Genomic DNA, 24,470 nt, shown 5'->3' with positions numbered 1-24,470 from the left:
CGACCCGGCCGGTGCGGCGGGCGGGTCACTCGTGGTCGCCGTCCCGTGTGCCCGGCGTTCCCGGCGCCCCCGCGTCCGCCGCGGGCCGGGCCGCACCGCGCGCCCGCGCGACGCCCACCCACGCGGCCACCACGACCGCGCCCACCGCGGCGAACGGCAGCACCGCGCCCAGTGCCAGCAGCAACCAGCGCAGCAGCGTGACGAACACGTTCCAGCCGCCCGCCAGCGCGTCCATGAACCCCGGGTCGTCGTGCTTCGCCGCGATCGCCTTCGTCGGTGTCTCGGACAGGGACAGGGTGATCGTGGCCAGGCTGGTGCGGTCCTTCAGCGACGCCTGCCGGGCCAGCAGGGACTCCAGATCGGCCTGGCGCGAGCTCAGTTGACCCTCCAGCTCGACCACGTCGCTCAACTTCACCGCCCTGTCCATCAGTTCGCGCACCCGGGCCACGCTCGCGCGCTGCGAGGCGATCCGGCTCCGCACGTCGACCACCTGGTCGGTGACGTCCGTCGCCTTGGACGTGCGGTCGATCAGCCTGCCGGTGCCCTGGAGCGTGCCGAGGACGTCCTCGTACCGTTCGGCCGGCACGCGCAGCACGACCCGCGTGCGCTCGTGTCCCTCGGTGTCGCGGCTGGTGGTCTCGTCGCCCACGTAGCCACCGGCGTTCTCCGCCGCCGCGCGGGCCTCGTCGAGCGCCTTCGGTACGTCCTTGACCCGGACGCTCAGCGTCGCGGTGCGGATGACCGCGTTCGGCGTGACGTCGACCTGTGCGGCCGATTTGCCCGAACTCCCGCTGCCTGCACCCGAGTCGGAGCCCACGCCGGTGCCCGCCTTGTCGTCCGCGCCGCCGGGCGCCGCCTGCCGGGGCGCCGCCTTGTCCCCGGCGGCCTGCGCGCCGCTGTCGCTGTCGCCGCCCCCGCCCGCGCCGCAGCCGGCCAGGGCGAGCGAGGAGGCGAGGAGCAGACCCGCCACCACGTGGACGGGCCGCGCCGCGAGCCGTGCCGTGACCGTCGTTCCTCGTACCGTGCGTCGTGCGCGCATGCCGGCTTCCCCCTGGGATCCCGATGACGATGACAGTGGCCACGAAGGCGTGGCGGACAGGGCCTTGTTGTGGCCCTGACGACTCTTCGACGTGCGAGGGGTCCGGCGGGACGGCGCGGAACGATGTCGATGAGGTCACGTTCCGGACTCGCACCCGCCCCGCCCGTCCCGCCCGCGGGAACCGCCCCTGGCGGAACCCCCTCGCGACGCCCGGCCCCGTCGGCCCCCTCCGCCCCGCTCGCCCCCTGCGCGGTGGCTCCCGCCCGGTCTGAGAGAGTGGAGGACATGAGCACAACGGGCAGCATTACGGGGCATGTCGTCGTCGTGGGAGCCGGCATCGCCGGTCTGACAGCCGCCCACCGGCTGCTGGAGCGCGGCGCCCGGGTGACCGTGCTGGAGGCCTCGGACCGCGTCGGCGGCAAGCTGCTGGCCGGCGAGATCGCCGGAGTCCGTGTCGACCTCGGCGCCGAGTCGATGCTCGCGCGCCGCCCCGAGGCCGTCGGCCTGGCCCGTGAGACCGGTCTCGCCGACCGCCTCCGGCCGCCCGCCACCGCCACCGCGTCCCTGTGGACCCGCGGCACCCTGCGCCCCATGCCCAAGGGCCACGTCATGGGCGTGCCCGGCACCGCCGACGCGGTGGCCGGGGTGCTCTCCGAGGAGGGTCTCGCCCGTATCGCGCGCGACGCCGAACTGCCCCGTACGGAGATCGGCGACGACGTCGCGGTCGGCGCGTACGTGGCCGAACGGATGGGCCGCGAGGTCGTCGACCGCCTCGTCGAACCGCTCCTCGGCGGCGTCTACGCGGGCGACGCGTACCGCATCTCACTGCGCTCCGCCGTGCCCCAGCTCTTCGCGGAGGCCCGGCACCACGACTCCCTGACCGGCGCCGTCCGCGCGATCCAGGCCCGCACCGCCGCGGCCGCGGCACCGGGCGGACCCGTCTTCCTCGGCATCGAGGGCGGCATCGGCCAACTGCCGCTCGCCGTAGCGGAGTCCGTGGTGCGCCGGGGCGCGGAGATCCGGCTCCGCACGCCCGTGCGGGACGTCCGCCGCACCCCCGAGGGCTGGCAGGTGCGGCTCGCGGACCGGGCCGGCGGCACCGGGCCCGCCGACCGGACGCTGCACGCGGACGCCGTCGTCCTCGCCGCGCCCGCCGCGGAGACCGCACGGCTGCTCGCCGCCGAGGCGCCCGGCGCCGCCGCCGAACTCCGTGCCGTCGAGTACGCCTCCATGGCGCTGATCACCCTCGCCTACCGCCGCGCCGAGGCCGACGCGGCGCTGCCCGCGGGGAGCGGCTTCCTGGTGCCGCCGGTCGACGGCCGCACCATCAAGGCGTCGACCTTCGCGTCCCGCAAGTGGGGCTGGGTCGCCGAGGAGGACCCGGACGTCCTGGTGGTGCGCACGTCGGTGGGCCGGCACGGCGAGAGCGGGATCCTGGAGCGCGACGACAGCGACCTCGTCGCCGTCTCCCGGCACGACCTGCGGGCCGCCACCGGCCTGGACGCGGCGCCGCTCGCGACCCGGGTCACCCGCTGGTACGACGGGCTGCCCCAGTACCCCGTCGGCCACCACGCGCGCGTGGCGCGCGTCCGCGAGCACGTCGCGGCCCTGCCCGGCCTCGCGGTGTGCGGCGCCGCCTACGACGGGGTCGGCATCCCCGCCTGCGTGGCGAGCGCGACCGCCGCCGTGGACGGGCTCGCCGGGGACGCGCGCGGTGTGCAGGAACTCACCGCGCACCCGGTGCAGAGCCTGCACGGCGGAGCGGGAGAATAGGCCCATGAGTGACGACTCCCCCTCCACGGGCACCCCGGCAACGGGCACCGACCGCGTTCCGAACAAGGGCAAGAAGGCCAAGGACCTCAACGAGGTCATCCGCTACACCCTGTGGTCCGTCTTCCGGCTGAAGGACGCGCTCCCCGAGGACCGCGCGGGGTACGCCGACGAGGTCCAGGAGCTCTTCGACCAGCTCGCCGCCAAGGACGTGACCGTGCGCGGCACGTACGACGTCTCCGGACTGCGCGCCGACGCCGACCTCATGATCTGGTGGCACGCGGAGACCGCGGACCAGCTCCAGGACGCGTACAACCTGTTCCGCCGCACCAGGCTGGGCCGCGCCCTCGACCCGGTCTGGTCGAACATGGCGCTGCACCGCCCCGCCGAGTTCAACCGCTCGCACATCCCGGCGTTCCTCGCCGACGAGACGCCCCGCAACTACGTCAGCGTCTACCCGTTCGTGCGCTCGTACGACTGGTACCTGCTGCCCGACGAGGACCGGCGCCGCATGCTCGCCGACCACGGCAAGATGGCCCGCGGCTACCCGGACGTGCGTGCGAACACGGTCGCCTCGTTCTCGCTGGGCGACTACGAGTGGATCCTCGCGTTCGAGGCCGACGAGCTGTACCGCATCGTCGACCTCATGCGCCACCTGCGTGCCTCCGAGGCCCGGATGCACGTCCGCGAGGAGGTCCCCTTCTACACGGGCCGCCGCAAGGACGTCGCCGAACTGGTCGCCGGCCTGGCCTGACGGCCCGTCGGCCGCCCGCGCACCGGCTCCCGCGACGACTCCGGGAGCCGGTCAGGCGGGCGACTGCGCGGCGATCCGCCGCAGGTCCGCCTCCGTCCAGCCGGTGATCCCGGCCGCCTCGGCGAAGGCCTCCGGCTGCCCGGTCCGGCCGAGGAAGGCGGCGGTCTCCACCTGGAGGTCGTCCCGGGCGGCGGCGAAGGCCGCTTCGGCCTCGCGGTAGCGCTGGGCTGCGAGTTCGAGCTTTGCGGTGTCCATGGGGGCGAGTCTTCCAGAGGCCGCGGGCCGCCGCGCCCGCCCCCCGCCGCTACGGCCGGTACGGTTCCGGCTCCCGGTGCGGGGCGCAGGACGCGTGCCGTCCCGGCGTCCGCCCCTCCAGCAGGTACGCGTCCACGTACGCGTTGACGCAGCGGTTGGGTCCGCCCGCGACACCGTGCGTGCCCGCGTCCCGTTCCGTCACCAGCGACGCGCCCGCCAGTCTGCGCTGCGTCTCCAGCGCCCCCTCGTACGGAGTCGCCGCGTCGCGTTCGGCGGCCAGCACCAGCGTCGGCGGCAGTTCGCCGGGCGCGGTGCGCACGTCGAGCGGCCGCTGCCGGGGCGCGGGCCAGTACGCGCACGGGAGGTTCGTCCACGCGTTGTCCCACGTCTCGAAGGGGGCCACGCGCGCGAGGCGGGTGTTGTCGCGGTCCCACACCTTCCAGTCCGTGGGCCACGGGGCGTCGTTGCACTCGACGGCCGTGTAGACCGCCTTCGCGTTCTCCGCCTCGGCGGCGGCCTCCTGGTGCGGGCCCGCCTGCTGCACGAGTTCCGCCGGGTCGCCCCGGAGGTACGCGGAGAGCGCCTGCGCGCGGGCCGCCCACACGTCGTCGAAGTACCCGGCGTCCAGGAACGCGCCCTGCAACTGGCCGGGGCCGACCGTGCCGCCGGCCGGCTTCGCGGCGAGCCGGGCCCGCGCCGTGTCGTACGAGCGCTGCACGTCCCGCCCGGTGCGGCCGAGCCCGTACACGTCGTCGTGCGCGGCGACCCAGTCCCGGAAGTCCGCCCAGCGGCTCTCGAACGCGGCCGACTGGCGCAGGTTGCCGCGGTACCAGATCTGCTCCGGGTCCGGGTCCACCGCCGAGTCGAGGACCATCCGGCGCACGTGCGAGGGGAACAGCGTCGCGTACACCGCGCCGAAGTACGTGCCGTACGAGGCGCCCATGAACGTGAGCCCGCGCTCGCCGAGCGCGGCGCGCAGGACGTCCAGGTCGCGGGCGTTGTTCAGGGAGTTGTAGAACCGCAGTGCCCGGCCCGCGCGTTCGGCGCAGCCGCGCGCGTACGCCTTCGCCGCCGCGATCCGCTCCCGCTTGTACGCCTCGGAGGGGTGCGCCGGCGCCTCGCGCGGACCCTTGTAGAACCGCTTCGGGTCCTCGCACGACAGCGGTGCCGAACGCCCCACGCCGCGCGGCGCGTAGCCGACCAGGTCGTACGCCGCGCCGAGGCGCTTCCACTCGGGGAGCAGGCCGGCCAGCGGGAAGTACATGCCGGAGGCGCCGGGGCCGCCCGGGTTGTAGACCAGCGCGCCCTGGCGGGGCACCCGGTGCTTGCTGTTGCGCGGGTCGCGCTGGGTGGCCCGGACCCGGCTGACGGTGAGCCTGATCCGCGTGCCGTCGGGGTGGGCGTAGTCGAGCGGCACGGTGACGGTCCCGCACCGCAGGGACCCCGGCATGTCCTGGCCGTCCGCGCACGCCCCGAACCGGATCCCGGCGGCGGCCGCGCGGGCGGCGGCGACCGCCGTGCCGCGGTCCGCGGCGGCGTCCGGCGAGGAGGCGCGGGCGGCGGTGTACGCGGCCGGGGTGTCCGGCACGAGCGGGGCGCCGTCGGCCGGTCCCGCGGCGAGGGTGGTCAGCAGCAGTGATCCGGCTGCCGAGCGGAGGGCGGCCGTTCTCGTCGCGGCTCTCATCGCGTGTCCCTTCGTGTCGCGGATGCGGCAAAAGGGATGTTTCGCGCGGCTGTTGGCGAAGGCAAGCACCGTTCGCCCGGTGTCGGCACCCGCGCCCCGGTACGCCCCCTGTGGGCTACCGGTTCAGCGCCGCGTTCTCGGCGGCGCCGGTGTCACCCGTCGCCGTCGTGCGGTCGCCCGCCTGCCGCTGCGAGGTGTCGCCGCCCCCGGCGGTGCCCCTCGGGCGGGGGCTGGAGGCGGCCGGCGGCAGCGAGTACGTGGTCGCGGGCCGCGGGGCGGCGGAGGAGCGGGCGGAACCGGGCGCGGCCCCCGGGCTGCCGGACGGGGCCGGGGAGGCGGCCGGGACGGACGTGCCGGCGTCGCCGAGCCCGCGGGCCAGGGCGGCGAAGTCGACGTCCCCGGTGGCCTCCAGGACCCGGATGTGGTCCAGGACGGTGACCTCGGCGTCGTCGGCGAGGGCGCGCACCAGCGAGTTGGCGGTGCCGGCCCGGACCTCGGCGACGACGGGCAGGATCCTGCCGTCGGCCAGCCGCAGGATGTTCGCGAACGCGCGGTCGTAGTCCTTGCCGGTGGCCGTGCCCAGTTCCTTCAGCCACCCCTTCTGTTCCGCGTCCGGGGCGGCCGGCGGGGTCAGGCCGAGCCGGGCGTCGACGTCGGTGACCCGGCGGCCCAGGAAGGTGTGCCCCGACACCACGTGCTGCCCGGCCGTGCGGACGGAGGCCGTGGTGCCCTTCGACTCCGCCTGCCGTCCGGCGGGCAGCTCCCAGAGGGCGGCCGTGCGCACGGCGTCGAGGAACGTCCGGTCCAGCGCGGACAGCGGTCCGAACCTGGTCGGCACCTGCGCGGACGCCTTCGCCGAGGGCGCGCCCCGCGGACTCCGCGGACCTTGCGGGTTCTGCGCGTTCTGCGCGCTCGCCGTGCCGGTGGACGCGGCGGCGACGGCCGGGCGCTGGGTGTACGACCAGACCGGGTAGAGCAGGGCCGCCAGTGTCGCGGTCAGCGCGAGCACGAGGAGGCCGGTGCCGGTGAACGGGCCCCGACGGGCGGGGGCGGGCCGACTACGACGCATGGTGCCTCCCAACACGGCGCCGCATCAGGGGAGTTCGTGGTGCGGCGACGGCATCGTACTGTGCGCCGTGAGCCAATCGTTACACGCCCGGGTGGGGCCGGCGGGACGCGGGCGGCGGCCGGGGCGGGAGGGAGCGGCTCGCGCGGCGGCGTCCGCCGAGGTCAGCCGCGCAGCAGTATCCGGCGGGCGGCGCGGGCGATACGGACCGTGGGGCGCCGCGAGTGCGGGACGGGGCCCGAGCGCTCCAGCCACCACTCGTGCAGTGCCCGCCGGGTCTCCTCGTCCTCGGGGAACTCGCCGCGCAGCAGGTGCGCGGCGAAGTCCAGGGCGTCGCGCCGGTGGCCGCCGGACAGCGGGTTCGTGCCCGCGTAGCAGAGGAAGGTGGACCGGTACAAGTCGCCCAGGATCAGCGGGAGTTCGGGGGCCACCTTGGCGACGATGTCCGCCCGCTTCGCCGCCAGCGCGCGTACCTGGACGTTCAGCCTGCTCCGGTCGAAACCGTCGGGCGCGGGCGCCCCGGTGACCAGCGCCGCGAGCAGTGCGGTCTGGGCGAGGGCGACGTGGGCGCGGGCGGTCCCGGTGTCCGCCGGCAGGGCCGGTGCCGGTTCCCGCGCGGGGGCCGGGGCGCCGTCCGCCGCCGGGGCGGGCGCCATGCTCCCGGACCGTGCGTGCCCCCGTGCCAGCGCGGCCCCGATGGACCGCAACTCGCCCTCCAGCAGCCCGGGTTCGGGGAAGTTGTCGTCGCGCTCCAGCAGGACGCCGGGCGGGCTGACGCGGGAGGCGAGGTCGGTGAGGATGTCCAGGACGGGCCGGGGCACCGGGTGGGCGTGGCTGTCGTGCCACACCCCGTCGCGCTCGAACCCGCCCGCCACGTGGACGTAGGCGATGGCTTCGAGGGGCAGTTCCGACAGGGCGCGGGCCGGGTCCTCGCCGCAGTTGACGTAATTGGTGTGCAGGTTCGCCACGTCGACGAGCAGCCGCACCCCGGTCCGGTCGGCGAGTTCGTAGAGGAACTGCCCTTCCGTCAACTCCTCGTCGGGCCAGGCGAAGAGGGCCGCGATGTTCTCCACGGCGAGCGGCACGGGCAGGGAGTCCTGGGCGATCCGGACGTTCTCGCACAGCACGGCGAGCGCGTCCCGGGTGCGCGGCACCGGCAGCAGGTGCCCGGCCTCCAGCGGCGCCGAGGGCGTGCCGGGGCCGCCCGCGCGGACGAACGCGATGTGCTCGGTGGCGAGCGGCGACCCGAGGGCGAGCGCGCACTCGGCGAGCGCGGCGAGGCGTCCGGCGTCCGGGCGGGCGGCACCGCCGAGGCCCAGCGAGACGCCGTGCGGTACCACGGTCGTCCCGCGCCCGCGCAGCCGCACCAGGGAGTCGGGGAGGTGGCCGGGACACAGGTTCTCCGCGACCGCCTCCACCCACTCGACGCCCGGCATGCGCTCCACCGCGTCGGCGATCTCCGGCCGCCAGCCGATCCCCGTCCCCAGTCGCCTCATGGTGTCCGCCCCCCGCGCTTCAAGTGGCCCCGCGTGCCGGGGATATGACCCGGCGGCCGGTGCGCGAACCGTCCGCGCCCCCGCTTCAGAGCAACATTTGAGGTTCTCGCCGGGCGGGGAGAGCCGCCTCGGCTATCCGGCGTCGGCCGGATCGCCGGGGTCGACCGGCTCCGGGCGGCCCGTGTCCACGGTGCCCGGCTCGCCCGGCACCGGCCGGGAGGTCGCGCGGACGTCACCGCCGGGCCCGGCGGCCGGTGCGGACGGCGCGGTGCTGCCGGGCACCGGAGCGGGCGGCCCGGTCGGGCTCGCCGTCGACGCCATCGCGGTGTCGCGGGCGATGGCGTCGAAGTCGACCGCACCGGTCCTCTCCAGCACCGTGATGTGGTCGAGGACGGTCTGGTTGGCGTCCGAAGCCAGTTGCCGGACAAGGGAGTTGCGGGTGCTGTTGCGGACGGCGCCGATCGCCGGGAAGATCTTGCCGTGCGCGGCCCGGAGCAGGTTCGCGAACTTGAACTCGTACTCCGCGCCGCTCGCCGCCGTCAGTTCCTGCAGCCAGCCCTGCTGCTGTTCGTTCGGCTGGTTCGGCAGCTCGACGTTGAGCTGCGCCGCGACGATCCGGACCCGCTTGTCGAGGTCGGTGTGGCCGACGATCAGGTGGTCGCCCGCCTCCTTCACCGCGCGGGTGGGTGCCCGTTCGACCGCCTGCTGCCCGGCGGGCAGTTCCCACAGCCCCGCCAGCCGCACCCGGACGATCAGGTCCCGGTCGGCGGCGGACAGCGGCCCCCACCGGGTGCTCACCGTCCCGGCGGCGAGGTTCGCGGGGCCGGTGCCCGAGCGGTCGGCGTACGACCACACGGGAAAGGCGAGCGCGCCGAGGGTGGCCGCGAGGACGGCGACGAAAAGGGCCGTGCCGCGCGTGCGTCCAGTACGCCGCAAGGGTGCCTCCCGGGGAGTGCGGCCGGTCGTGGGCGGGCCGGCACGGGGCCGGCGCAGAGGTGTACGCGGGGGAGGCCCGGGATGTTCAAGGGGAGGGCAAGGAAAGGCAAAGCCGTGCGGCGCGGGGGGACTTGGTTGCCGTGCGCCGCCCGGTGCTCAGTGCCGCGTCAGCGCCGGGTGGTCGGCGACGACGGTGCTGGAGCCCGGCGCGATCTCGGTGAAGCCCGCGTCGCGCACCAACGGCAGCCCACTGGCGGTCAGTTCGGCCCACCGCGCCGGGTCGGCGGTCCGCACGGCGAGCGGGAAGCCGGCGTCGCGCCAGGCGTCGCGGTCCGCGTCCGACAGCGCCCACCAGGCGAGTTGGGCGCCGTGACCCGCCTGGGCCATCGCCTTGCCGGCCGACATGGCGAGGTCCGGGTTGAACCAGAGCACCGCGGTGCCGGGGTCGACACCCGCGGGCGGTTCGGGGTCGTCGAGGTCGGTGCCGGAGACCTGGAGCTTGGCGAGTTCCCTGGGCCAGCCGTCCAGCGGCACCGGCGGGAAGACCCGCACCTCGGCCGCCTTGCCGGTGACCGTGATGCCGGGCAGTTCGCCGGCCCGCCGCCACTCGGCGCCGCGCGCCCGGCGCACCACCTTGCGGATGCGGGCGTCCTGCCAGTCGCTGACCGCGCGCGCCCACTCGCCGTCGCCGAGGGCGCGGTCGTCGCTCAGCAGCAGGAGGACCGCGCGGGCGGCGGTCTCCAGCGCGTCCGTACGGGCGGGCGGCTCGGCCCGCTCGATCCGCACGACCAGCGGCAGCACGAACTGCGGTGCCTCGTCGCGGGCGGTGCGTTCGGTACGGAAGGGGCTGTCCCCGGCGGCATCCCCGGTGCGGTTCTCGGCGCCGGTCGTCTCTTCGCTGCTCACGGCGTCCAGTCTGCCAGGCGGGGAGTCCGGTCCTCCGCCCGCGTCCGTGAGCGGCGGCTTCAGCCCGAGCAGGCCGAGCGCTCCGCCTCCCGCCATGCGCAGACCGGGCACAGGGTGACGCCCCGCTGCGACGGCGGGTACTCGGTCGGCCTCCGGCACAGCACGCACTCCGCGTACTGCGGTGCGGGCTCCGGGGCGGGCGCCGCGGGCCCGGCCCCGGCCGTCTGACGGTCGTCGTCGCTCATGGCCCCAGCGTAGGACGTCCCGCCGGACGGACCGAGGGCGTCCGGCCGGCCGTCAGCGCGCGGTGTGCGCCGCGGCGCCGCCCCGGGCGGCGGCCCCCGCGCCCGCCTTCGCGCTCGCCCCGATCAGCTCGGACACCTTCACGAACCGGTAGCCCTCGGCGCGCAGCCGGGGCACCACCTCGCGCACCGCGCGCTCGGTCGCGGGGGCCGCGCTGCGCGTGCAGTGCATGACGACGACGGAGCCGGGCCGCACCCCGTCGAGCACCTGCCGTGTCACCGCGTCGGAGTCGGTCGCGAAGGCGTCGCCGCTCACCACGTCCCACTGCACCGCCGTGACGCCGGCCGGGGCCAGCGCGCGCAGCGACTTCTGGTCGTAACAGCCGCCGGGGAAGCGGAAGTACGGCATCGGGTGCGGGACGCCCGCCTTGCGGAAGGCGGTGTACGCGCGCTCCACGTCCGAGCGCATCCGGTCGTCGGAGACGGTCGGCAGGCCGTAGCAGTCGCCGGTGAAGGCGTAGTGGCTGTACGAGTGGTTGGCGATCTCGAACTGCGGGTCGCGGCCGATGGCGCGGGCCTCGGCCGGGTACTCGTCGGCCCACCGCCCGGTCATGAAGACGGTCGCCGGCACCTTCAGGCCGCGCAGGGTGTTGATGAGCTCCGGGTTGTCGAAGCGCTCGCCGGCCGCCGCGCGGTTGCCCTCGTCGGCGGTCATGTCGGCGTCGAAGGTGAGCGCGACCGTCTTGGCGCCGGTGCGGGGGCCGTTCTTGAAGACGGGGGTCAGCCCCGCGGGACCGGGCGCGAGGGTGGGCGGCCGGGAGGCGGCGGGGGAGGGCGCCGAGGGGGCCGGGCGGGGAGCCGCGGGGGCCTTGGCGGCGGTGCCGCAGGCGGTGAGAGCGGCGCCCAGGGCGCAGACGGCGGCGGTGGCTGCGGTGATACGGCGTACGGAAGTGATCACCGTACGAACGTAGGGACCGTTTGTCGGGTTTTCTGACTTCGCGGGGTCGGCGTGGCCGCCGCGTCACCCGCCCGGAGTCGCCGTCGCGGCCCCGGGCGGCCCCACCCCCGGGCGGCCCCACCCCCGGGCGGCCTACCGCCCCTCGGCGAGCCCCTTCGCGTCCCGGGCGAGGGCGGTCAGGCGGGATATCGCGCGCAGGTACTTCTTGCGGTAGCCGCCGTTCAGCATCTCGTCGCTGAACAGCTTGTCGAAGGGCAGGCCCGAGGCGAGGACGGGAACCTCGCGGTCGTAGAGCCGGTCGGCGAGCACGACGAGGCGCAGGGCCGTCGACTGGTCGGGGACCGGCCGCACGTCGGTGAGGCACACCAGGCGGAGATCCTCGGTGAGCGCCCCGTACCGGCTCGGGTGCACGCGCGCGAGGTGGTCGAGCAGCGCGGGGAAGGCGTCGAGGGAGGCGCCCGCGGTGGCGTGCGCCGCGCGCGTGACCTGCTCGTCGGTGAACGGCTCGGGCGCCTCGGGCAGCCCGCGGTGGCGGTAGTCGTCGCCGTCGATGCGCAGCGAGCGGAAGTGGGCGGACAGCCCCTGGATCTCGCGCAGGAAGTCGGCGGAGGCGAAGCGGCCCTCGCCGAGCTTGCCCGGCAGCGTGTTGGAGGTCGCGGCGAGGGCGACGCCGGCCTCGACCAGGCGGGCCAGCAGCGAGGAGACGAGCACGGTGTCGCCGGGGTCGTCCAGCTCGAACTCGTCGATGCACAGCAGCCGGTGGCCGGAGAGCGTCGCCACGGTCTGCTGAAAGCCCAACGCGCCCACCAGGTTGGTGAGTTCGACGAAGGTGCCGAACGCCTTGAGTTCCGGGGCGGCCGGGGTCGCGTGCCACAGCGACGCCAGCAGGTGGGTCTTGCCGACGCCGTAGCCGCCGTCGAGGTAGACCCCGCGCGGACCGGCGGGGGTCTTCGGGGCCCGGCTCCGCCCGAGCCCGAACAGGCCGCGCCGTCCGGAGCCGGCGTCGGACGCGCCGCCGGTCAGACCGGCCGCGAACCCTTCGAGGACCCGTACCGCCTCGGTCTGGCTGGGCTGCTTGGGGTCCGGCACGTACGTCGAGAAGCGGACGGCGTCGAAGCGCGGCGGCGGCACCATCTCGGCGACCAGCCGGTCCGCGGGAACGCGCGGTTCACGGGCGCACAGGGACAGGGGAGCCGCGTCGGCGGTGGGACGGAGGCCGGGGGCTGCGGGGGAGGACGACACGGAGAGACATGTTAGGCGGCGTGCCAGACTGCACGGCATGCGACGCCTGTTCCCTGTGACCGACGAGACTCAGTCCCCGGACCTCCGGGGACCGGCCGGCGACGGCGGGGACGCCGCCCCGCGAGGGGGCCCCGCGGCGGTCGGACAGCCGGTCCCCGGCGCGCGGGCGTCCGGTCCGGACGGCGGGTGGAGCCTCGCCGAGCTGGCCGCCGCGTACGCCTATCCGGCCACCGGGTCCGGCGCGCGGAAGCAATGGTTGCGGGCCAACATGGTGAGCACCCTCGACGGGGCGGCCCAGCACGACGGCCGGTCGCAGGGCATCTCCTGCGCCTCCGACATGCGGATCTTCGGCACCCTGCGGGCGCTCGCGGACGCCGTGGTCGTCGGTGCCGAAACGGTACGCCAGGAGGGCTACCGGCCGGCCCGCGCACGGGAGGACTTCGCCGCCGCGCGTGCCGCGGCCGGTCAGGGGCCCGCTCCGGCGATCGCGGTCGTCACCGCGGGGCTCGGCCTGGACTTCTCGCTGCCGCTGTTCACCGCGCCGCTGACGCAGACAGTGGTCCTGACCGGCGCCGGTGCGCCGCGGGACCGCGTGGAGGCGGCGGAGAAGGCGGGTGCCCGCGTGGTCGTGGCGGGCGAGGGGCTGGCCGTCGACCCGGCGCGGGCGGTCCGCGAGCTGGTGGCACTCGGGCACACCCGGCTGCTCACCGAGGGCGGACCGCGCCTGCTCGGCCAGTTCGTGGCGGCCGACGTGCTCGACGAACTGTGCCTGACGCTCTCGCCGATGCTGACGGCCGGGAACGCGCAGCGGATCGCGGGCGGCCCCCCGGTCGAGGTTCCCCGGCGGTTCGTGCTGGCGTCGCTGCTGGAGGAGGACGGCTTCCTGTTCTCCCGTTACCGGCGGCCCTGAAACGGACCCCACCGGAGTCAACCGTTCCGTTTGTTGCCCTACGGGCACACTGAATGACGCAGAACCCGTGCGATCACGGGGCAGGATGGTTTCCGCAGGGCCGCCCGAAACGGCCGGCCCTCGGTGCAGAGAGGGCCGCGGGCTCTCCAAGGAGAAGGGGCGCGTGGTGTTCACAAGCGTACTGATGATCGAGAAGGCCCTGACGTCCGCCGACGTGGAGTTCGTCACGACCTTGCACGGGGACGAGCAGGTCTCCTTCCACGTGCTGCTCCAGCCGCGCGGCGACCAGGCGGACCGGCTGCTGCGCGCCATCGACGACGTCGCGCTCGGCGAGCTGGACGAGGCGGCCCGCGAGGGCGAGACCCCCGAGGGCGACGCGGCGGAGGCGCCGGCGGCCCAGGCGCTCGACGTGTCGCTGCGCGCGCTGCGGGCCTCCGGCAGCGAGGCCGAGGGCAGACTCGTCGAGGACCACCCGCTGGACGCGCTCAAGGGCGTCGTCGAGGAGATCAAGGCCGACGAGGTGATCGTGCTGACCGACCCGCACTACGTCGAGGAGTTCTTCCACCGCGACTGGGCCTCCCGGGCCCGCCACAAGGTCGGCGTCCCGGTGCTGAAGCTGTTCTCGCACAGCAAGGCATAGGGTGAGGCGGCGCCCCGCACGCGGGGCGCCGCACCCGTCACCGCACGTCAGTACACGTCACCACCGCACGTCGGCACACGTCGCACGTACCACCTGGGGAGAAACGCGCATGGCACCCGGCCTTCCTACCGCCATGGACCGACCGCACTTCATCGGCATCGGCGGCGCCGGGATGTCGGGCATCGCCAAGATCCTCGCGCAGCGCGGCGCGAAGGTGGCCGGCAGCGACGCCAAGGAGTCCCCGACCGCCGACGCGCTGCGGGAGCTGGGCGCCACCGTGCACATCGGGCACGCGGCCGACCACCTCGCCGACGACGCGAGCTGCGTCGTCGTCTCCTCCGCGATCCGCGCCGACAACCCCGAGCTCGCCCGCGCCGCCGAGCTGGGCGTCCCGGTGGTCCACCGCTCCGACGCGCTGGCCGCGCTGATGACCGGCCTGCGGCCGATCGCCGTCGCCGGCACGCACGGCAAGACGACCACCACGTCGATGCTCGCCGTCGCGCTCGGCGCGCTCGGCCTGCACCCCTCGTACGCGATCGGCGGCGACCTGGACGCCCCCGGCTCGAACGCGCTGCACGGCGAGGGCGAGATCTTCGTCGCCGAGGCCGACGAGTCGGACCGCAGCTTCCACAAGTACGCCCCCGAGGTCGCGATCGTCCTCAACGTGGAGCTGGACCACCACGCGAACTACGCGTCGATGGACGAGATCTACGAGTCCTTCGAGACGTTCGCCGGGCGGATCGTGCCCGGCGGCACGCTGGTGATCTCCGCCGACCACGAGGGCGCGCGCGAGCTGACCCGCCGGCTGGCCGGCGGCGGCGTGCGCACGGTCACCTACGGCGAGTCGCCGGACGCCGACGTGCGCGTGCTGTCCGTTGTCGCGCAGGGCCTGCGCAGCGAGGTCACCGTGCTGCTCGACGGCACCGAGCTGACCTTCACCGTCTCCGTGCCCGGCCGGCACTACGCGCACAACGCGGTCGCCGCGCTCGCGGCCGGCGCGGCGCTCGGGGTGCCCGCCGCCGAGCTGGCCGGCGCGCTCGCCGCCTACACGGGGGTCAAGCGCCGCCTCCAGCTCAAGGGCGAGGCGGCCGGCGTCCAGGTGATCGACTCGTACGCGCACCACCCCACCGAGATGACGGCCGACCTGGAGGCGATGCGGGCCGCCGTCGCGGACGGTTCCCGCATCCTCGTCGTCTTCCAGCCGCACCTGTTCTCCCGCACCCAGGAGCTGGGCAAGGAGATGGGCCAGGCGCTCGCCCTCGCGGACGCCTCCCTGGTCCTGGAGATCTACCCGGCCCGCGAGGACCCGCTGCCGGGGGTCACCAGCGCCCTGATCGTCGAGGCGGCGCGCGCCGCCGGGGCCGACGTGACACCGGTCCACGACAAGGCCGACGTGCCGTCCGTGGTGGCGGGAATGGCGAGGGCCGGTGATCTCGTTCTCACCATGGGAGCGGGCGACGTCACCGACCTCGGCCCGCTGATCCTGGACCATCTCTCGAAGTAAGGGGCTGAGGCGCATGTCGTACGACGTCGAGAAGCCGGACGAGCAGTGGCGCGCGGAGCTGTCTCCGGCGGAGTACACGGTGCTGCGCCAGGCCGGGACGGAGCCCGCCTTCGTCGGTGAGTACACCGACACGAAGACCACGGGTGTCTACTCCTGTCGTGCCTGCGGCGCGGAGCTGTTCACGTCGGACACGAAGTTCGAGTCGCACTGCGGCTGGCCGTCCTTCTACGACCCGAAGGACACGGACGCGGTGGAACTGATCCAGGACCGCTCGCACGGCATGGTGCGCACCGAGGTGCGCTGCTCGCGCTGCGGCTCGCACCTCGGGCACGTCTTCGAGGGCGAGGGGTACGCGACCCCGACCGACCAGCGGTACTGCATCAACTCGATCTCGCTCCGGCTGGAGCCGACCGGGAACTGACCCGAAACGGTCACCTCCGCACATCTCACCGCGGGCCCCGCACACTGCGTGCGGGGCCCGCGGCGTCTTCCGTGACCTGCGACGACACCCAACCATGCCCGGATTCGGCCCTGTTGAACGGCTCCGGCGGGCGGGCCGTCCCATCGGGCGTACCTGGTACAGGTTTTGGAAACAGGAGCGGTCTAGACTCTCCACGCAACGGTCTGCGCGACCGTGGCCGAAAGTGGGCAAGTTCCTGCCAGACCCGAAGGGTATTCGGCGTTTTGATACGGATAGATTCAGTCACCAAGCGGTACCCGGACGGCACGGTGGCGGTCGACCGCCTGTCGCTGGAGATACCGGACCGCTCGATCACCGTCCTGGTCGGACCGTCGGGCTGCGGGAAGACGACGACCCTGCGCATGATCAACCGGATGGTCGACCTCACCGAGGGCACGATCAGCCTCGACGGCGCCGACATCCGCAAGCAGTCGGTCAACACCCTGCGCCGGTCGATGGGTTACGTCATCCAGAACGCCGGTCTCTTCCAGCACCGCACCATCGTCGACAACATCGCGACCGTGCCGCGCATGCTCGGCTGGGGCAAGGAGCGCGCGCGCTCCCGGGCCCACGAGCTGATGGAGCGGGTCGGCCTCGACTCCTCCCTCGCCAAGCGCTACCCCTACCAGCTCTCCGGCGGCCAGCAGCAGCGCGTCGGCGTGGCCCGCGCGCTCGCGGCCGACCCGCCCGTGCTGCTCATGGACGAGCCGTTCTCGGCCGTCGACCCCGTCGTCCGCAAGGGGCTCCAGGACGAACTCCTGCGCATCCAGGACGAACTGGGCAAGACCATCGTCTTCGTCACCCACGACATCGACGAGGCCGTGAAGCTCGGCACCATGGTCGCGGTGATGCGCACCGGCGGGAAGCTCGCGCAGTTCGCGCCGCCCGCGGAGCTGCTCTCCGACCCCGCCGACGCGTTCGTCGAGGACTTCCTCGGCGCCGACCGGGGCATCCGCCGCCTGTCGTTCTTCACCTCCGAGCAACTCGACCTGCGCACCGGGCCGATCGTGGCGCTCGACTCCACGGCCGAGCAGATCGCCGCGCGCACCGAGCCCGACGTTCCGTACCTGCTCGTCACGGGGCTCGACGGCAGGCCGCTCGGCTGGGGCGAGGCGGGCAGCCTCACCGCCGGGAGCATCGACCCCGCCCGACTGCTGTCCTGCGGGCGGCCGTTCGAGTACCCGCGGGAGCCGCTGCGGGCCGCCCTCGACGGATCCGTGCTCTCGCCCACCGGCTGGGCCGTCGCCGTGGACGGCGCGGGCCGGGTGGCCGGCGTGGTCTCCCAGCAGAGCATCGGCGAGGCCATCCGCGCCGCCCACGCCGAGGGGCGCGCCGACGACAAGGTCGCCGGATGAACGGCTTCTTCGACATCCCGAGCGATCTGCAGAACAGCTACGTCGGTCTGATCGGCCTGCATCTGCGCGAGGCGCTGATACCGGTCCTGATCGGCCTGGTCGTCGCGCTGCCGATCGCCCAACTGTGCGTGCGCTTCCGGTGGTTGTACCCGCCGGTGCTCGGTGTGACGACGGTGCTGTACGCGATCCCCTCGCTGGCGTTCTTCGTCGTGCTGATCGACTACACCGGGCAGAGCGAGACCACCGTGATGATCCCGCTCGCCGTCTACAGCCTGGTCGTGCTGGTCCCGGCCATCGTCGACGGCGTCCGCTCGGTGCCGCAGGAGACCCTGGCCGCCGCGACCGCCATGGGCTTCGGCCCCGTACGCCGGTACGCGCAGGTGCAGTTGCCGATCGCCGTGCCCGCGATCTTCGCCGGGCTCCGGGTCGCGACCGTCTCCAGCATCAGCCTCGTCAGCGTCGGCGCGCTGATCGGCAACCAGGGCGCGCTCGGCAACCTGCTGACGGACTCGATGTTCTACCACCGGCCGGTGCTCGCGCTGAACTCCGTGGTCACCACGGCCGTTCTCGCCATCGTCGTGGACGCCCTGCTGGTCCTGGCGCGCGTCCTGCTGACGCCCTGGATGCCCCGCGGCGGCACCCGCAGGGCCGACCGCCCCGTCGCCGAAGAGCGGCCCGAACCGGCCGCCCTCGCACTGGAGGACGCAGCCCGGTGAACGTACTGCACTTCGTCAACGCCTTCTTCAGCGACAGCGGTCACTGGCACGGCTACGACGGCATCCCGCACCGCCTGTTCGAGCACGTGTGGTACTCGCTGCTCGCCCTCGCGATCGCCGCCGCCATCGGCCTCCCGGTGGGTCTCGTCACCGGCCACACCGGACGCGGCGGCAACGTCCTCGCGCTGATCGCCACCGCGGCCCGCGCGCTGCCCAGCTTCGGCCTGCTGGTCCTGATGTTCGTGCTGCTGGGCCTGGGCCTGCTGCCCGTCATGATCCCGCTGGTCGTCCTCGCCGTCCCGCCGATCCTGGTGACGACGTACGAGGCGATGCGCTCCGTCGACCCGTCGCCGGTGGACGCGGCCCGGGGGATGGGCATGGAGGAGTCGAGCATCCTCTTCCAGGTCGAACTGCCCGTCGCGCTCCCGCTGATCCTCAGCGGCCTGCGGTCGGCCGCCGTGCAGATCGTCTCGACGGCCACCATCGCGGCGTACGTCAGCCTCGGCGGCGTCGGACGGTACATCGTCGACGGCCTCTACCAGCGCAACTACGAGAAGGTCGTGGGCGGCGCCACGCTGGTCGCCGTCATGGCCCTGGTGACCCTCGCGCTGTTCTGGGCGATCAACCGCGTCGCGGTGTCGCCCGGGGTGCGCCGGAGCGCCTGAGCACCGCGACCGCACGGCCCACGCCAACGGGCGGTGTGCGTCCGGCAGTTGATCAACTGCCGGACGCACACCGCCCGTTGGCACGTGTGCGGTGGTTCAGCCGCCGCTGCGGGCCAGCGCCTGCTCCAGGACGACCAGCAGCGCGTCGCGCACCGAACCGCGCTCGCGCGCGTCGAAGACGATGACCGGCACCCGGTCGGAGACGTCCAGCGCCCAGCGGACCTCGTCCAGGGAGTGCCCCACCTCGCCGTCGAAGGCGTTCAGGGCCACCGCGAACGGGATCTGCCGGTGCTCGAAGTAGTCGACGGCCGCGTAGCAGTCGTCCAGGCGCCGGGTGTCGACGATGACGAGACCGCCGACCGCGCCCTCCACGATGTCGTCCCACATGAACCCGAACCGCTCCTGGCCGGGCGTGCCGAACAGGTACAGCTTCAGCGTCGGGTCGATGGTGATGCAGCCGAAGTCCATCGCGACGGTGGTCGTGGTCTTGCGGGGGGTCAGGCTGAGGTCGTCCACGCCGGCCGCGACCTCGGTGATCGCCGCCTCGGTGGTCAGCGGCTCGATCTCGGAGATCGAACCGACGGCGGTGGTCTTGCCCACGCCGAAACCGCCCGCGATCACCATCTTGACCGGCAGCGGCGGTCGTACGGTGGCCCGCGCGGCGGTGCCGCGGGCGACCGGCTCGGTCGGTGTCACGGAGTAACCCCTCCTCGGGAGTCGGGGATGGCGCGCAGGCCATCGATAAGCCGTCGCAGAACGGAGGCGTCGTGCGTGACGCCGGAATCGGGCACGTGCACCGAGAGCAGCCCGCTGTCGCGCAGGTCCTCGGCGAGGACGCGCACCACGTTGAGATGCAGCCGCAGCCGGGCCGCGATCTCCGCGATGGACTGCGGCTGCCGGCAGGCGGCGACGATGTCGTGCTCCTCGAAGGACAGCCGGTCGAGCACGTCGAGTCCCGAGGCGGTCGCGACCACCTGGGTCTCGACCGGGACCGTCCGGTCGGCCTCGGTGCCCGCGACGCGGCCCGCGGTGACCAGGAACGGCCGTACGGCCGGGACGGGTCCACCCGGTTCGTGGCCGGGAAGGCCGTCCTCGCCTGCACGCCGCGGGGGGCGGCCGTCAGCCATGGGCGTTTCCTCCTCGACCGGGTGGGGACCGGTCAACCTCTGGACGGGGCTCCGACGCTGTTCTTGAGTTCGAGTACCAGTTGCGGGCTGAGTGCCGCGCCCGCCCGGTTGGCGAACAGCGTCATCTCGTAGGCGATGTTGCCGAGCTTGGCCTCCTTGTCGGCGACCACGCCGAGCACGGCGCCGCTGCCGATCGCGGAGACCAGGACGTGGCCGCCCTCCAGGTCGATGATGACCTTGTTGAGGCCGCCCAGACCGTAGTTGCCGGAGGCGCCGTTCGCGAGGCTCGTGATGCCGGAGACGATGGCTGCCAGCCGCTCGGAGTCGGCGTGCTCGCGCAACTGCGACACGGCGATCAGCAGCCCGTCGGAGGACACGGCGATGGCGTCGACGACACCCGCCGTCTCGGTCGCGAACCGGTTGAGCAGCCAGGTGAAGTCGGCTGCGGCGGCCCGCAGATCGGTCGGCGGAACGCCTCCCGTCGGAGTGTCACCTGTCGACGTACTCACTGCTCCACTCCTTTCGGGAGGTCGTGCTGGGTTTGCTGGTCGGGGGATGTCCGCGGGGCGCCCGCCCCGGGTGTGGTGCTGTCGCGGTTGGCGCGGGCCACGGCCGCCTCGAACTCCTCCAGCGAGTCGCGGACGGCGTCCGCGTCGGCGAGCCTCGGCGCCTGCCGGGCCGTCTGCTGGGCGCCGTCCAGGGGGGTGCGCAGCGTGGCACCGCGCACCCGGCGGCGCAGCGGGCGCTCGCCGTCGTCGCCCGCGCCGGGGAGCGGGGCGGCGGGGGGCTGCTGGCCGCGTGGGGCGGGCGCCCCGTCGGCCGGGCGGGTGCCGAACGCGGCGCCGATACCGGGCCGTTGGGCGTCGGCGGGCCGCTGCGCGGAGCGGTACGGGTCGGGGCGGTAGGGGTCGGCCGGGTGCGGGTCGGCCGGGGCGCCGTCGCGCGCGCGGGGGATGAAGGGCGCGGGGCCGGTGGCCGGGGGAGTGCCGTCGGCGCGGTGGTGGCCGTCGTGGCCTCCCGGTTCCGTCTCGCCGCCCGTGTCCCGGCGCCGGGTGTACGGGCCGTCTCCGGCCGCCGCCGCGGGGGGAGTCGCGGCGGACTCGAACCGCTCCGGTGCCGTCTCCGCGGCGGGCGCCCCGGTGGCGGGCGGCTGCGCCGCGGGAGTCTCGCGGCGCGGGACGCGGCGGGGGAGGTGCGCGGGGAACTCGTCGGGGCCGGGCACGTACCCCGGGGGTTCGGTGCGGCCGTGTCCGGAGTCGCCCTGCACCGAGGCGGCGGGCAGCGGGCCGGACAGCGCGGGGGCGGCCGGTGCCTCGACGGCCGGGGCCGCCGGACGCTGCCGGGGCACGCCGGTCGCCGCCTCGTTCAGCGGCCGCATGGTCAGCAGCAGCGACGTGGGCAGCTCGACCTGCGCGGTCACGCCGCCGCCGGGGGTGCGGGAGAGGGTGACCGTGATGTCCCAGCGGCGGGCCAGGGTGCCCACCACGAACAGGCCGAGCACCTTCGTCGGCACCAGGTCGAGCCGCTCGCGGCGGATCAGCCGGGCGTTCTCCTCGGCGATGCGCTCGTCGCTCATGCCCAGGCCGTGGTCGGCGACCGAGATCAGCGCGCCCCCGCCGCCGGAGCGGACGTTCACCTCGACGGAACTGCCCACGGGCGAGAACGCGACCGCGTTCTCCAGGAGTTCGGCCACCATCAGGGTCAGGTCGCCGATGATGTCGGGCTGCACCATGACGTCGGTGCCGGTGTGCAGCCGCACCCGCTGGTAGCCCTCGATCTGGCCGAGCGCGGCGCGCACCACGTTGGTCAGCGCGGTCGGACCGGAGTCCAGCACCGTCTCGCGGATGCCGGCCAGCAGCATCAGGGAGTCGGCGTTGCGACGCAGACGCACCGCGATGTGGTCGATGCCGTAGAGGCGTTCCAGGATCGCGGGGTCGGTCTCGCCGCGCTCCACGGCGTCGATCAGGCCGAGTTGACGGGTCGTCAGGTTGCTGACCCGGCGTCCGACGTTGCCGAACATCTCGGCGGTGTTGCGGCGGCTGAGCACCTGGCGCTCCAGCAGGGCCGCGGCCGTGGACTGCACGTGGTTGAACGCCTCGGCGAGTTCGCCGATCTCGTCGCGCACGACGACCGGCACCTCGCGCAGCCGCGGCGGGCCCGCGTCCTCCGCGTCGTCGTCGGCGACCCGGGCCAGTTCGCGCCCGGCGACGTCGGCGACCTGCCGGGCCGCACCGGTCAGCGTCTGCACCGGCCGCACCACGGAACGGCGCACCGCCACCGAGAAGGCCAGCCAGACGACGAAGCCGAGCAGCGCGCCGGCGAGCAGCCAGCCGGCCCGCCACCACGCGTCGTCGGAGGACCCGTCGGCGCGGTCGGCGATCTGCCCGATCAGCGACGCGGTGATCTTCAGCCGGGTGCCGGACTGCGCCCGGTAGTCGGGGTAGGCGGCCAGCGCCGTGTTGATCGCGTGCTGGAGCTGCGCGGGCGACGTGGCCTGCAGACCGCTCGGGTCGACCTGGAGCTCCGCGTACTGCTGGGCGATGGTCGACTGCGCCTTGCCGTGCTCGATGCCGCCGAGCTCGTCGGTCTGCTCCTCGGTGGCGAACCGGCCGAAGCGGTCGGCCTGGTCGGTGTACAGCTCGTACGCGCCGACCGCGGTCGTGAACTCGATGAGGGCGTTGGTGTCACCGGTCGTCGCCGAGAAGACGGTGGTCTCGAAGGAGCTGTGCGCGGCGTCGGCGCGCAACAGCGAGTCGAGCAGGTTGCCGGTGTAGGTGGCGGCGAACGACGGGTTGTGGTCGAGGCCGAGACCGTCGATCAGGCCCTGCGTGGCGCTGATGTAGGCCGGGTCGATGTTGTCGGCGGGCAGATAGCTCTGCTCGATGGTGCTGCGCAGGCTGCTGAGGCCGCTGACCTCGCGCAGGGCCTGGGCCTCGGTGTCGGGGAGCCGGTCGCCGAAGGTGTCGCGCACCTTCTCCACCTGCTTGTCCACCGCGGTCTGCGCCGCGCGGTAGCCCTTCAGCGAGGGCTTCCCGCCGCCGGCCGCCGCCTCGTACCGCACCGACAGCAGGATGGCCTGCTGGTGCTCGGCCTCGACGCGGTCCACGAGGGTGGCCACGGAGGCGCTGTCCCGGACGAGTCCCGCCGCGTCCGCCGCGTCACGCGCCTGCCCGACCTGATCGGCGATCAGGTAGACGAGGAGGACGGAGATGACGGTGAGGGGGACACCGACGAGGATGTTCAGCTTGCGCCTGAAGGGCCACCGGTCGGCGAACCCGCGTATGCCACCGGGGGACGGCGGGGCCGGCTGGGTGGGCGCGCCCACCTCGTTCGTGGACACCTGGCCTCCTTCGTGGGGTGCCGCACGGTGCGCGAAGACTCACGTGACCGCTTCTGACCGGACCGACTCGGACGGGTGCGCAACGACACCAGAGGTGGTGACAGGTGGCACGAAAGTGACCCCTGTGAAACCTGTGACCGACGTCAACGGTTCGGAGACTACAGCCTTTTCGGATGATCGATCACGTGTCCACACATCAAGAATCCGTTACAAGGAACCCTCCCTTCCGCGCCGTTCCGGTCGCGATTCGAGCACAACTGGCCCCACATCGAAGCCAATCGGTGACCAGACTGCTCTTGACTCACGGTGAACGGGCTGGATTGGATCAGTTAGGTACGGGTCCCTCAGCCCCGCGCACACGAGTGCCGTGCTTCGCGCGGCACACCACCAAACTTCTCAGTCCGGAACGGGAATTGTGACTCCTACCGCCAAGAGCAGCAGGTCAAGCAAGAGGTACTCCGGCGTGGCAGCCGTCGCGCTGGCCGCCACGGTGGCGCTCGTCAGCGGGTGTTCGTCGTCCTCCGACAACAAGTCCGACGACCCGCTTTCGGACACCAAGGCGAGCGGCGACACCGTCGTCGTCGGCTCCAACAACTTCCCCGAGAGCATCCTCATCGCCGACATCTACGGCGAGGCCCTGAAGGCCAAGGGTGTCAAGGTCACCTACAAGCCGAACATCGGCAGCCGCGAGACGACCTACGGTCTGCTCAAGAACGGCTCCATCACGGTGCTGCCCGAGTACAACGGCGCCCTGCTCGCGTACCTCGACGCCAAGGCCGCCCCCACCACGATGGCCGCCACCACCGCGGCCATCGAGGCGAAGCTCGACCCCAAGCTGACGCTGCTCGACCCGGCGCCGGCGCAGGACAAGGACTCCGTCACCGTCAACGCGGCGACCGCGGCGAAGTACAACCTCACCTCGGACTCCAGCATCGCGGACCTCAAGGACATCGCGAAGGACCTGGTCATCGGCGCCTCGCCGGAGTTCCAGACCCGCCAGCAGGGCCTGGTCGGCCTGAAGTCCGTGTACGGCCTGGAGTTCAAGTCCTTCAAGGCCCTCGACGCGGGCGGCACGCTCACCGAGGCGGCCCTGAAGAAGAACACCGTGCAGGCCGCGGACATCTTCACCACGGACCCGACCATCTCCAAGGAGAAGTTCGTCGTCCTCCAGGACCCGAAGAACCTCTTCGGCTTCGAGAACGTGCAGCCGCTGGTGTACAAGTCCGGTCTCTCCAAGGACGGCGTCGCCGCGCTCAACGCGGTCTCGGCCAAGCTCGACACGGCAGCCCTGCTGGACCTGGACACCCAGATCCAGTCGGACAACAAGGACCCGCTGGACGTCGCCAAGGCCTGGCTGAAGTCCGCCGGGCTCAACTGACCGGAGCACCTTGGACACCACCGCCGA

Annotated in this window: 24 protein-coding genes; 10 read left to right on the top strand and 14 right to left on the bottom strand. The window is 73.8% G+C overall.

Features of this window, described 5'->3' with window-relative positions:
- Window positions 1–25: 25 nt before the first annotated feature.
- Window positions 26–1,039, bottom strand: coding sequence for a DUF4349 domain-containing protein (locus tag ACFZA0_RS33055; RefSeq protein WP_391023833.1), 1,014 nt, complete (start codon window positions 1,037–1,039; stop codon window positions 26–28).
- Between the two features lie 285 nt (window positions 1,040–1,324).
- Here ACFZA0_RS33055 and hemG point away from each other — a divergent pair, with 285 nt between their 5' ends.
- Together hemG and hemQ are read left to right on the top strand one after the other, a co-directional pair.
- Window positions 1,325–2,812 carry a protoporphyrinogen oxidase gene (gene hemG / locus ACFZA0_RS33050; RefSeq protein ID WP_391023831.1) on the top strand — a complete coding sequence of 496 codons (1,488 nt, stop codon included), beginning with the start codon at window positions 1,325–1,327 and terminating at the stop codon, window positions 2,810–2,812.
- 4 nt (window positions 2,813–2,816) lie between these two features.
- Window positions 2,817–3,563 carry a hydrogen peroxide-dependent heme synthase gene (hemQ, locus tag ACFZA0_RS33045; RefSeq protein ID WP_391023829.1) on the top strand — a complete coding sequence of 249 codons (747 nt, stop codon included), beginning with the start codon at window positions 2,817–2,819 and terminating at the stop codon, window positions 3,561–3,563.
- Between the two features lie 51 nt (window positions 3,564–3,614).
- On the opposite strand, the gene ACFZA0_RS33040 is transcribed toward hemQ, so the two are convergent.
- From ACFZA0_RS33040 to zapE, 9 genes are all read right to left on the bottom strand, one after another.
- A complete protein-coding gene (locus ACFZA0_RS33040) occupies window positions 3,615–3,818 on the bottom strand; it encodes a hypothetical protein (RefSeq protein WP_391023827.1) in 204 nt (67 codons plus the stop codon).
- Window positions 3,819–3,867: 49 nt separating this feature from the next.
- Complete coding sequence (locus ACFZA0_RS33035; protein WP_391023825.1) at window positions 3,868–5,502, bottom strand: alpha/beta fold hydrolase; 1,635 nt, start codon at window positions 5,500–5,502, stop codon at window positions 3,868–3,870.
- Between the two features lie 115 nt (window positions 5,503–5,617).
- Window positions 5,618–6,571 (bottom strand): DUF4142 domain-containing protein, encoded by a 954-nt coding sequence (locus ACFZA0_RS33030; RefSeq protein ID WP_391023823.1) that lies wholly within the window; start codon window positions 6,569–6,571, stop codon window positions 5,618–5,620.
- Between the two features lie 161 nt (window positions 6,572–6,732).
- The gene (locus ACFZA0_RS33025; protein WP_391023822.1) at window positions 6,733–8,064 is read right to left on the bottom strand and encodes a DUF692 family multinuclear iron-containing protein; all 1,332 of its coding nucleotides are present in this window, start codon (window positions 8,062–8,064) and stop codon (window positions 6,733–6,735) included.
- A gap of 132 nt (window positions 8,065–8,196) precedes the next feature.
- Window positions 8,197–9,000: a DUF4142 domain-containing protein gene (locus ACFZA0_RS33020; protein ID WP_391023820.1), complete on the bottom strand. Its 804-nt coding sequence runs from the start codon at window positions 8,998–9,000 to the stop codon at window positions 8,197–8,199.
- 156 nt (window positions 9,001–9,156) lie between these two features.
- Window positions 9,157–9,906, bottom strand: a complete 750-nt coding sequence (locus ACFZA0_RS33015; RefSeq protein WP_391023818.1) for a peptidyl-tRNA hydrolase — start codon at window positions 9,904–9,906, stop codon at window positions 9,157–9,159.
- A 59-nt stretch (window positions 9,907–9,965) separates the two neighbouring features.
- Window positions 9,966–10,151, bottom strand: a complete 186-nt coding sequence (locus tag ACFZA0_RS33010; RefSeq protein WP_391023816.1) for a hypothetical protein — start codon at window positions 10,149–10,151, stop codon at window positions 9,966–9,968.
- Between the two features lie 52 nt (window positions 10,152–10,203).
- Window positions 10,204–11,106, bottom strand: coding sequence for a polysaccharide deacetylase family protein (locus tag ACFZA0_RS33005; protein WP_391023814.1), 903 nt, complete (start codon window positions 11,104–11,106; stop codon window positions 10,204–10,206).
- 132 nt (window positions 11,107–11,238) lie between these two features.
- On the bottom strand, window positions 11,239–12,348 hold the full coding sequence (zapE, locus tag ACFZA0_RS33000) for a cell division protein ZapE (protein ID WP_391023812.1): 1,110 nt from the start codon (window positions 12,346–12,348) through the stop codon (window positions 11,239–11,241).
- Window positions 12,349–12,385: 37 nt separating this feature from the next.
- Here zapE and ACFZA0_RS32995 point away from each other — a divergent pair, with 37 nt between their 5' ends.
- The 7 genes from ACFZA0_RS32995 to ACFZA0_RS32965 all read left to right on the top strand — a co-directional run bounded on the left by ACFZA0_RS32995 (window position 12,386) and on the right by ACFZA0_RS32965 (window position 18,598).
- A complete protein-coding gene (locus ACFZA0_RS32995) occupies window positions 12,386–13,258 on the top strand; it encodes a dihydrofolate reductase family protein (protein ID WP_391023810.1) in 873 nt (290 codons plus the stop codon).
- Window positions 13,259–13,424: 166 nt separating this feature from the next.
- Window positions 13,425–13,898, top strand: coding sequence for an indole-3-glycerol phosphate synthase (locus tag ACFZA0_RS32990; protein WP_391023963.1), 474 nt, complete (start codon window positions 13,425–13,427; stop codon window positions 13,896–13,898).
- 109 nt (window positions 13,899–14,007) lie between these two features.
- The gene (gene murC, locus ACFZA0_RS32985; RefSeq protein ID WP_391023808.1) at window positions 14,008–15,402 is read left to right on the top strand and encodes a UDP-N-acetylmuramate--L-alanine ligase; all 1,395 of its coding nucleotides are present in this window, start codon (window positions 14,008–14,010) and stop codon (window positions 15,400–15,402) included.
- 13 nt (window positions 15,403–15,415) lie between these two features.
- The gene (gene msrB / locus ACFZA0_RS32980) at window positions 15,416–15,823 is read left to right on the top strand and encodes a peptide-methionine (R)-S-oxide reductase MsrB (RefSeq protein WP_391023806.1); all 408 of its coding nucleotides are present in this window, start codon (window positions 15,416–15,418) and stop codon (window positions 15,821–15,823) included.
- Window positions 15,824–16,086: 263 nt separating this feature from the next.
- Window positions 16,087–17,217, top strand: coding sequence for an ATP-binding cassette domain-containing protein (locus tag ACFZA0_RS32975; RefSeq protein ID WP_391023804.1), 1,131 nt, complete (start codon window positions 16,087–16,089; stop codon window positions 17,215–17,217).
- Window positions 17,214–17,933 (top strand): ABC transporter permease subunit, encoded by a 720-nt coding sequence (locus ACFZA0_RS32970; RefSeq protein ID WP_391023802.1) that lies wholly within the window; start codon window positions 17,214–17,216, stop codon window positions 17,931–17,933. The genes ACFZA0_RS32975 and ACFZA0_RS32970 overlap by 4 nt, the downstream gene beginning before the upstream one ends.
- On the top strand, window positions 17,930–18,598 hold the full coding sequence (locus tag ACFZA0_RS32965; RefSeq protein WP_391023800.1) for an ABC transporter permease subunit: 669 nt from the start codon (window positions 17,930–17,932) through the stop codon (window positions 18,596–18,598). The genes ACFZA0_RS32970 and ACFZA0_RS32965 overlap by 4 nt, the downstream gene beginning before the upstream one ends.
- A 96-nt stretch (window positions 18,599–18,694) precedes the next feature.
- Here ACFZA0_RS32965 and ACFZA0_RS32960 read toward each other — a convergent pair whose 3' ends face one another.
- From ACFZA0_RS32960 to ACFZA0_RS32945, 4 genes are read right to left on the bottom strand one after another with little or no spacing between them, the layout of a single operon-like run.
- Window positions 18,695–19,294, bottom strand: coding sequence for an ATP/GTP-binding protein (locus tag ACFZA0_RS32960; RefSeq protein WP_391023798.1), 600 nt, complete (start codon window positions 19,292–19,294; stop codon window positions 18,695–18,697).
- Entirely contained in the window at window positions 19,291–19,725 is a 435-nt protein-coding gene (locus ACFZA0_RS32955) for a DUF742 domain-containing protein (protein ID WP_391023797.1), read from the bottom strand. Before ACFZA0_RS32955 ends, ACFZA0_RS32960 begins: the two co-directional genes overlap by 4 nt.
- A 32-nt stretch (window positions 19,726–19,757) precedes the next feature.
- Window positions 19,758–20,234, bottom strand: coding sequence for a roadblock/LC7 domain-containing protein (locus tag ACFZA0_RS32950; RefSeq protein ID WP_391023795.1), 477 nt, complete (start codon window positions 20,232–20,234; stop codon window positions 19,758–19,760).
- Window positions 20,231–23,065, bottom strand: a complete 2,835-nt coding sequence (locus tag ACFZA0_RS32945) for an ATP-binding protein (RefSeq protein WP_391023793.1) — start codon at window positions 23,063–23,065, stop codon at window positions 20,231–20,233. Before ACFZA0_RS32945 ends, ACFZA0_RS32950 begins: the two co-directional genes overlap by 4 nt.
- Before the next feature lie 415 nt (window positions 23,066–23,480).
- Between ACFZA0_RS32945 and ACFZA0_RS32940 the strand changes: the two genes are divergently transcribed.
- Window positions 23,481–24,443 (top strand): glycine betaine ABC transporter substrate-binding protein, encoded by a 963-nt coding sequence (locus ACFZA0_RS32940; protein WP_391023791.1) that lies wholly within the window; start codon window positions 23,481–23,483, stop codon window positions 24,441–24,443.
- Window positions 24,444–24,470 lie beyond the last annotated feature (27 nt).

The sequence above is a fragment of the Streptomyces sp. NPDC008150 genome (assembly GCF_042956945.1).
GTDB lineage: Bacteria > Actinomycetota > Actinomycetes > Streptomycetales > Streptomycetaceae > Streptomyces.
This window is presented reverse-complemented; position numbering and strand designations above follow the sequence as displayed.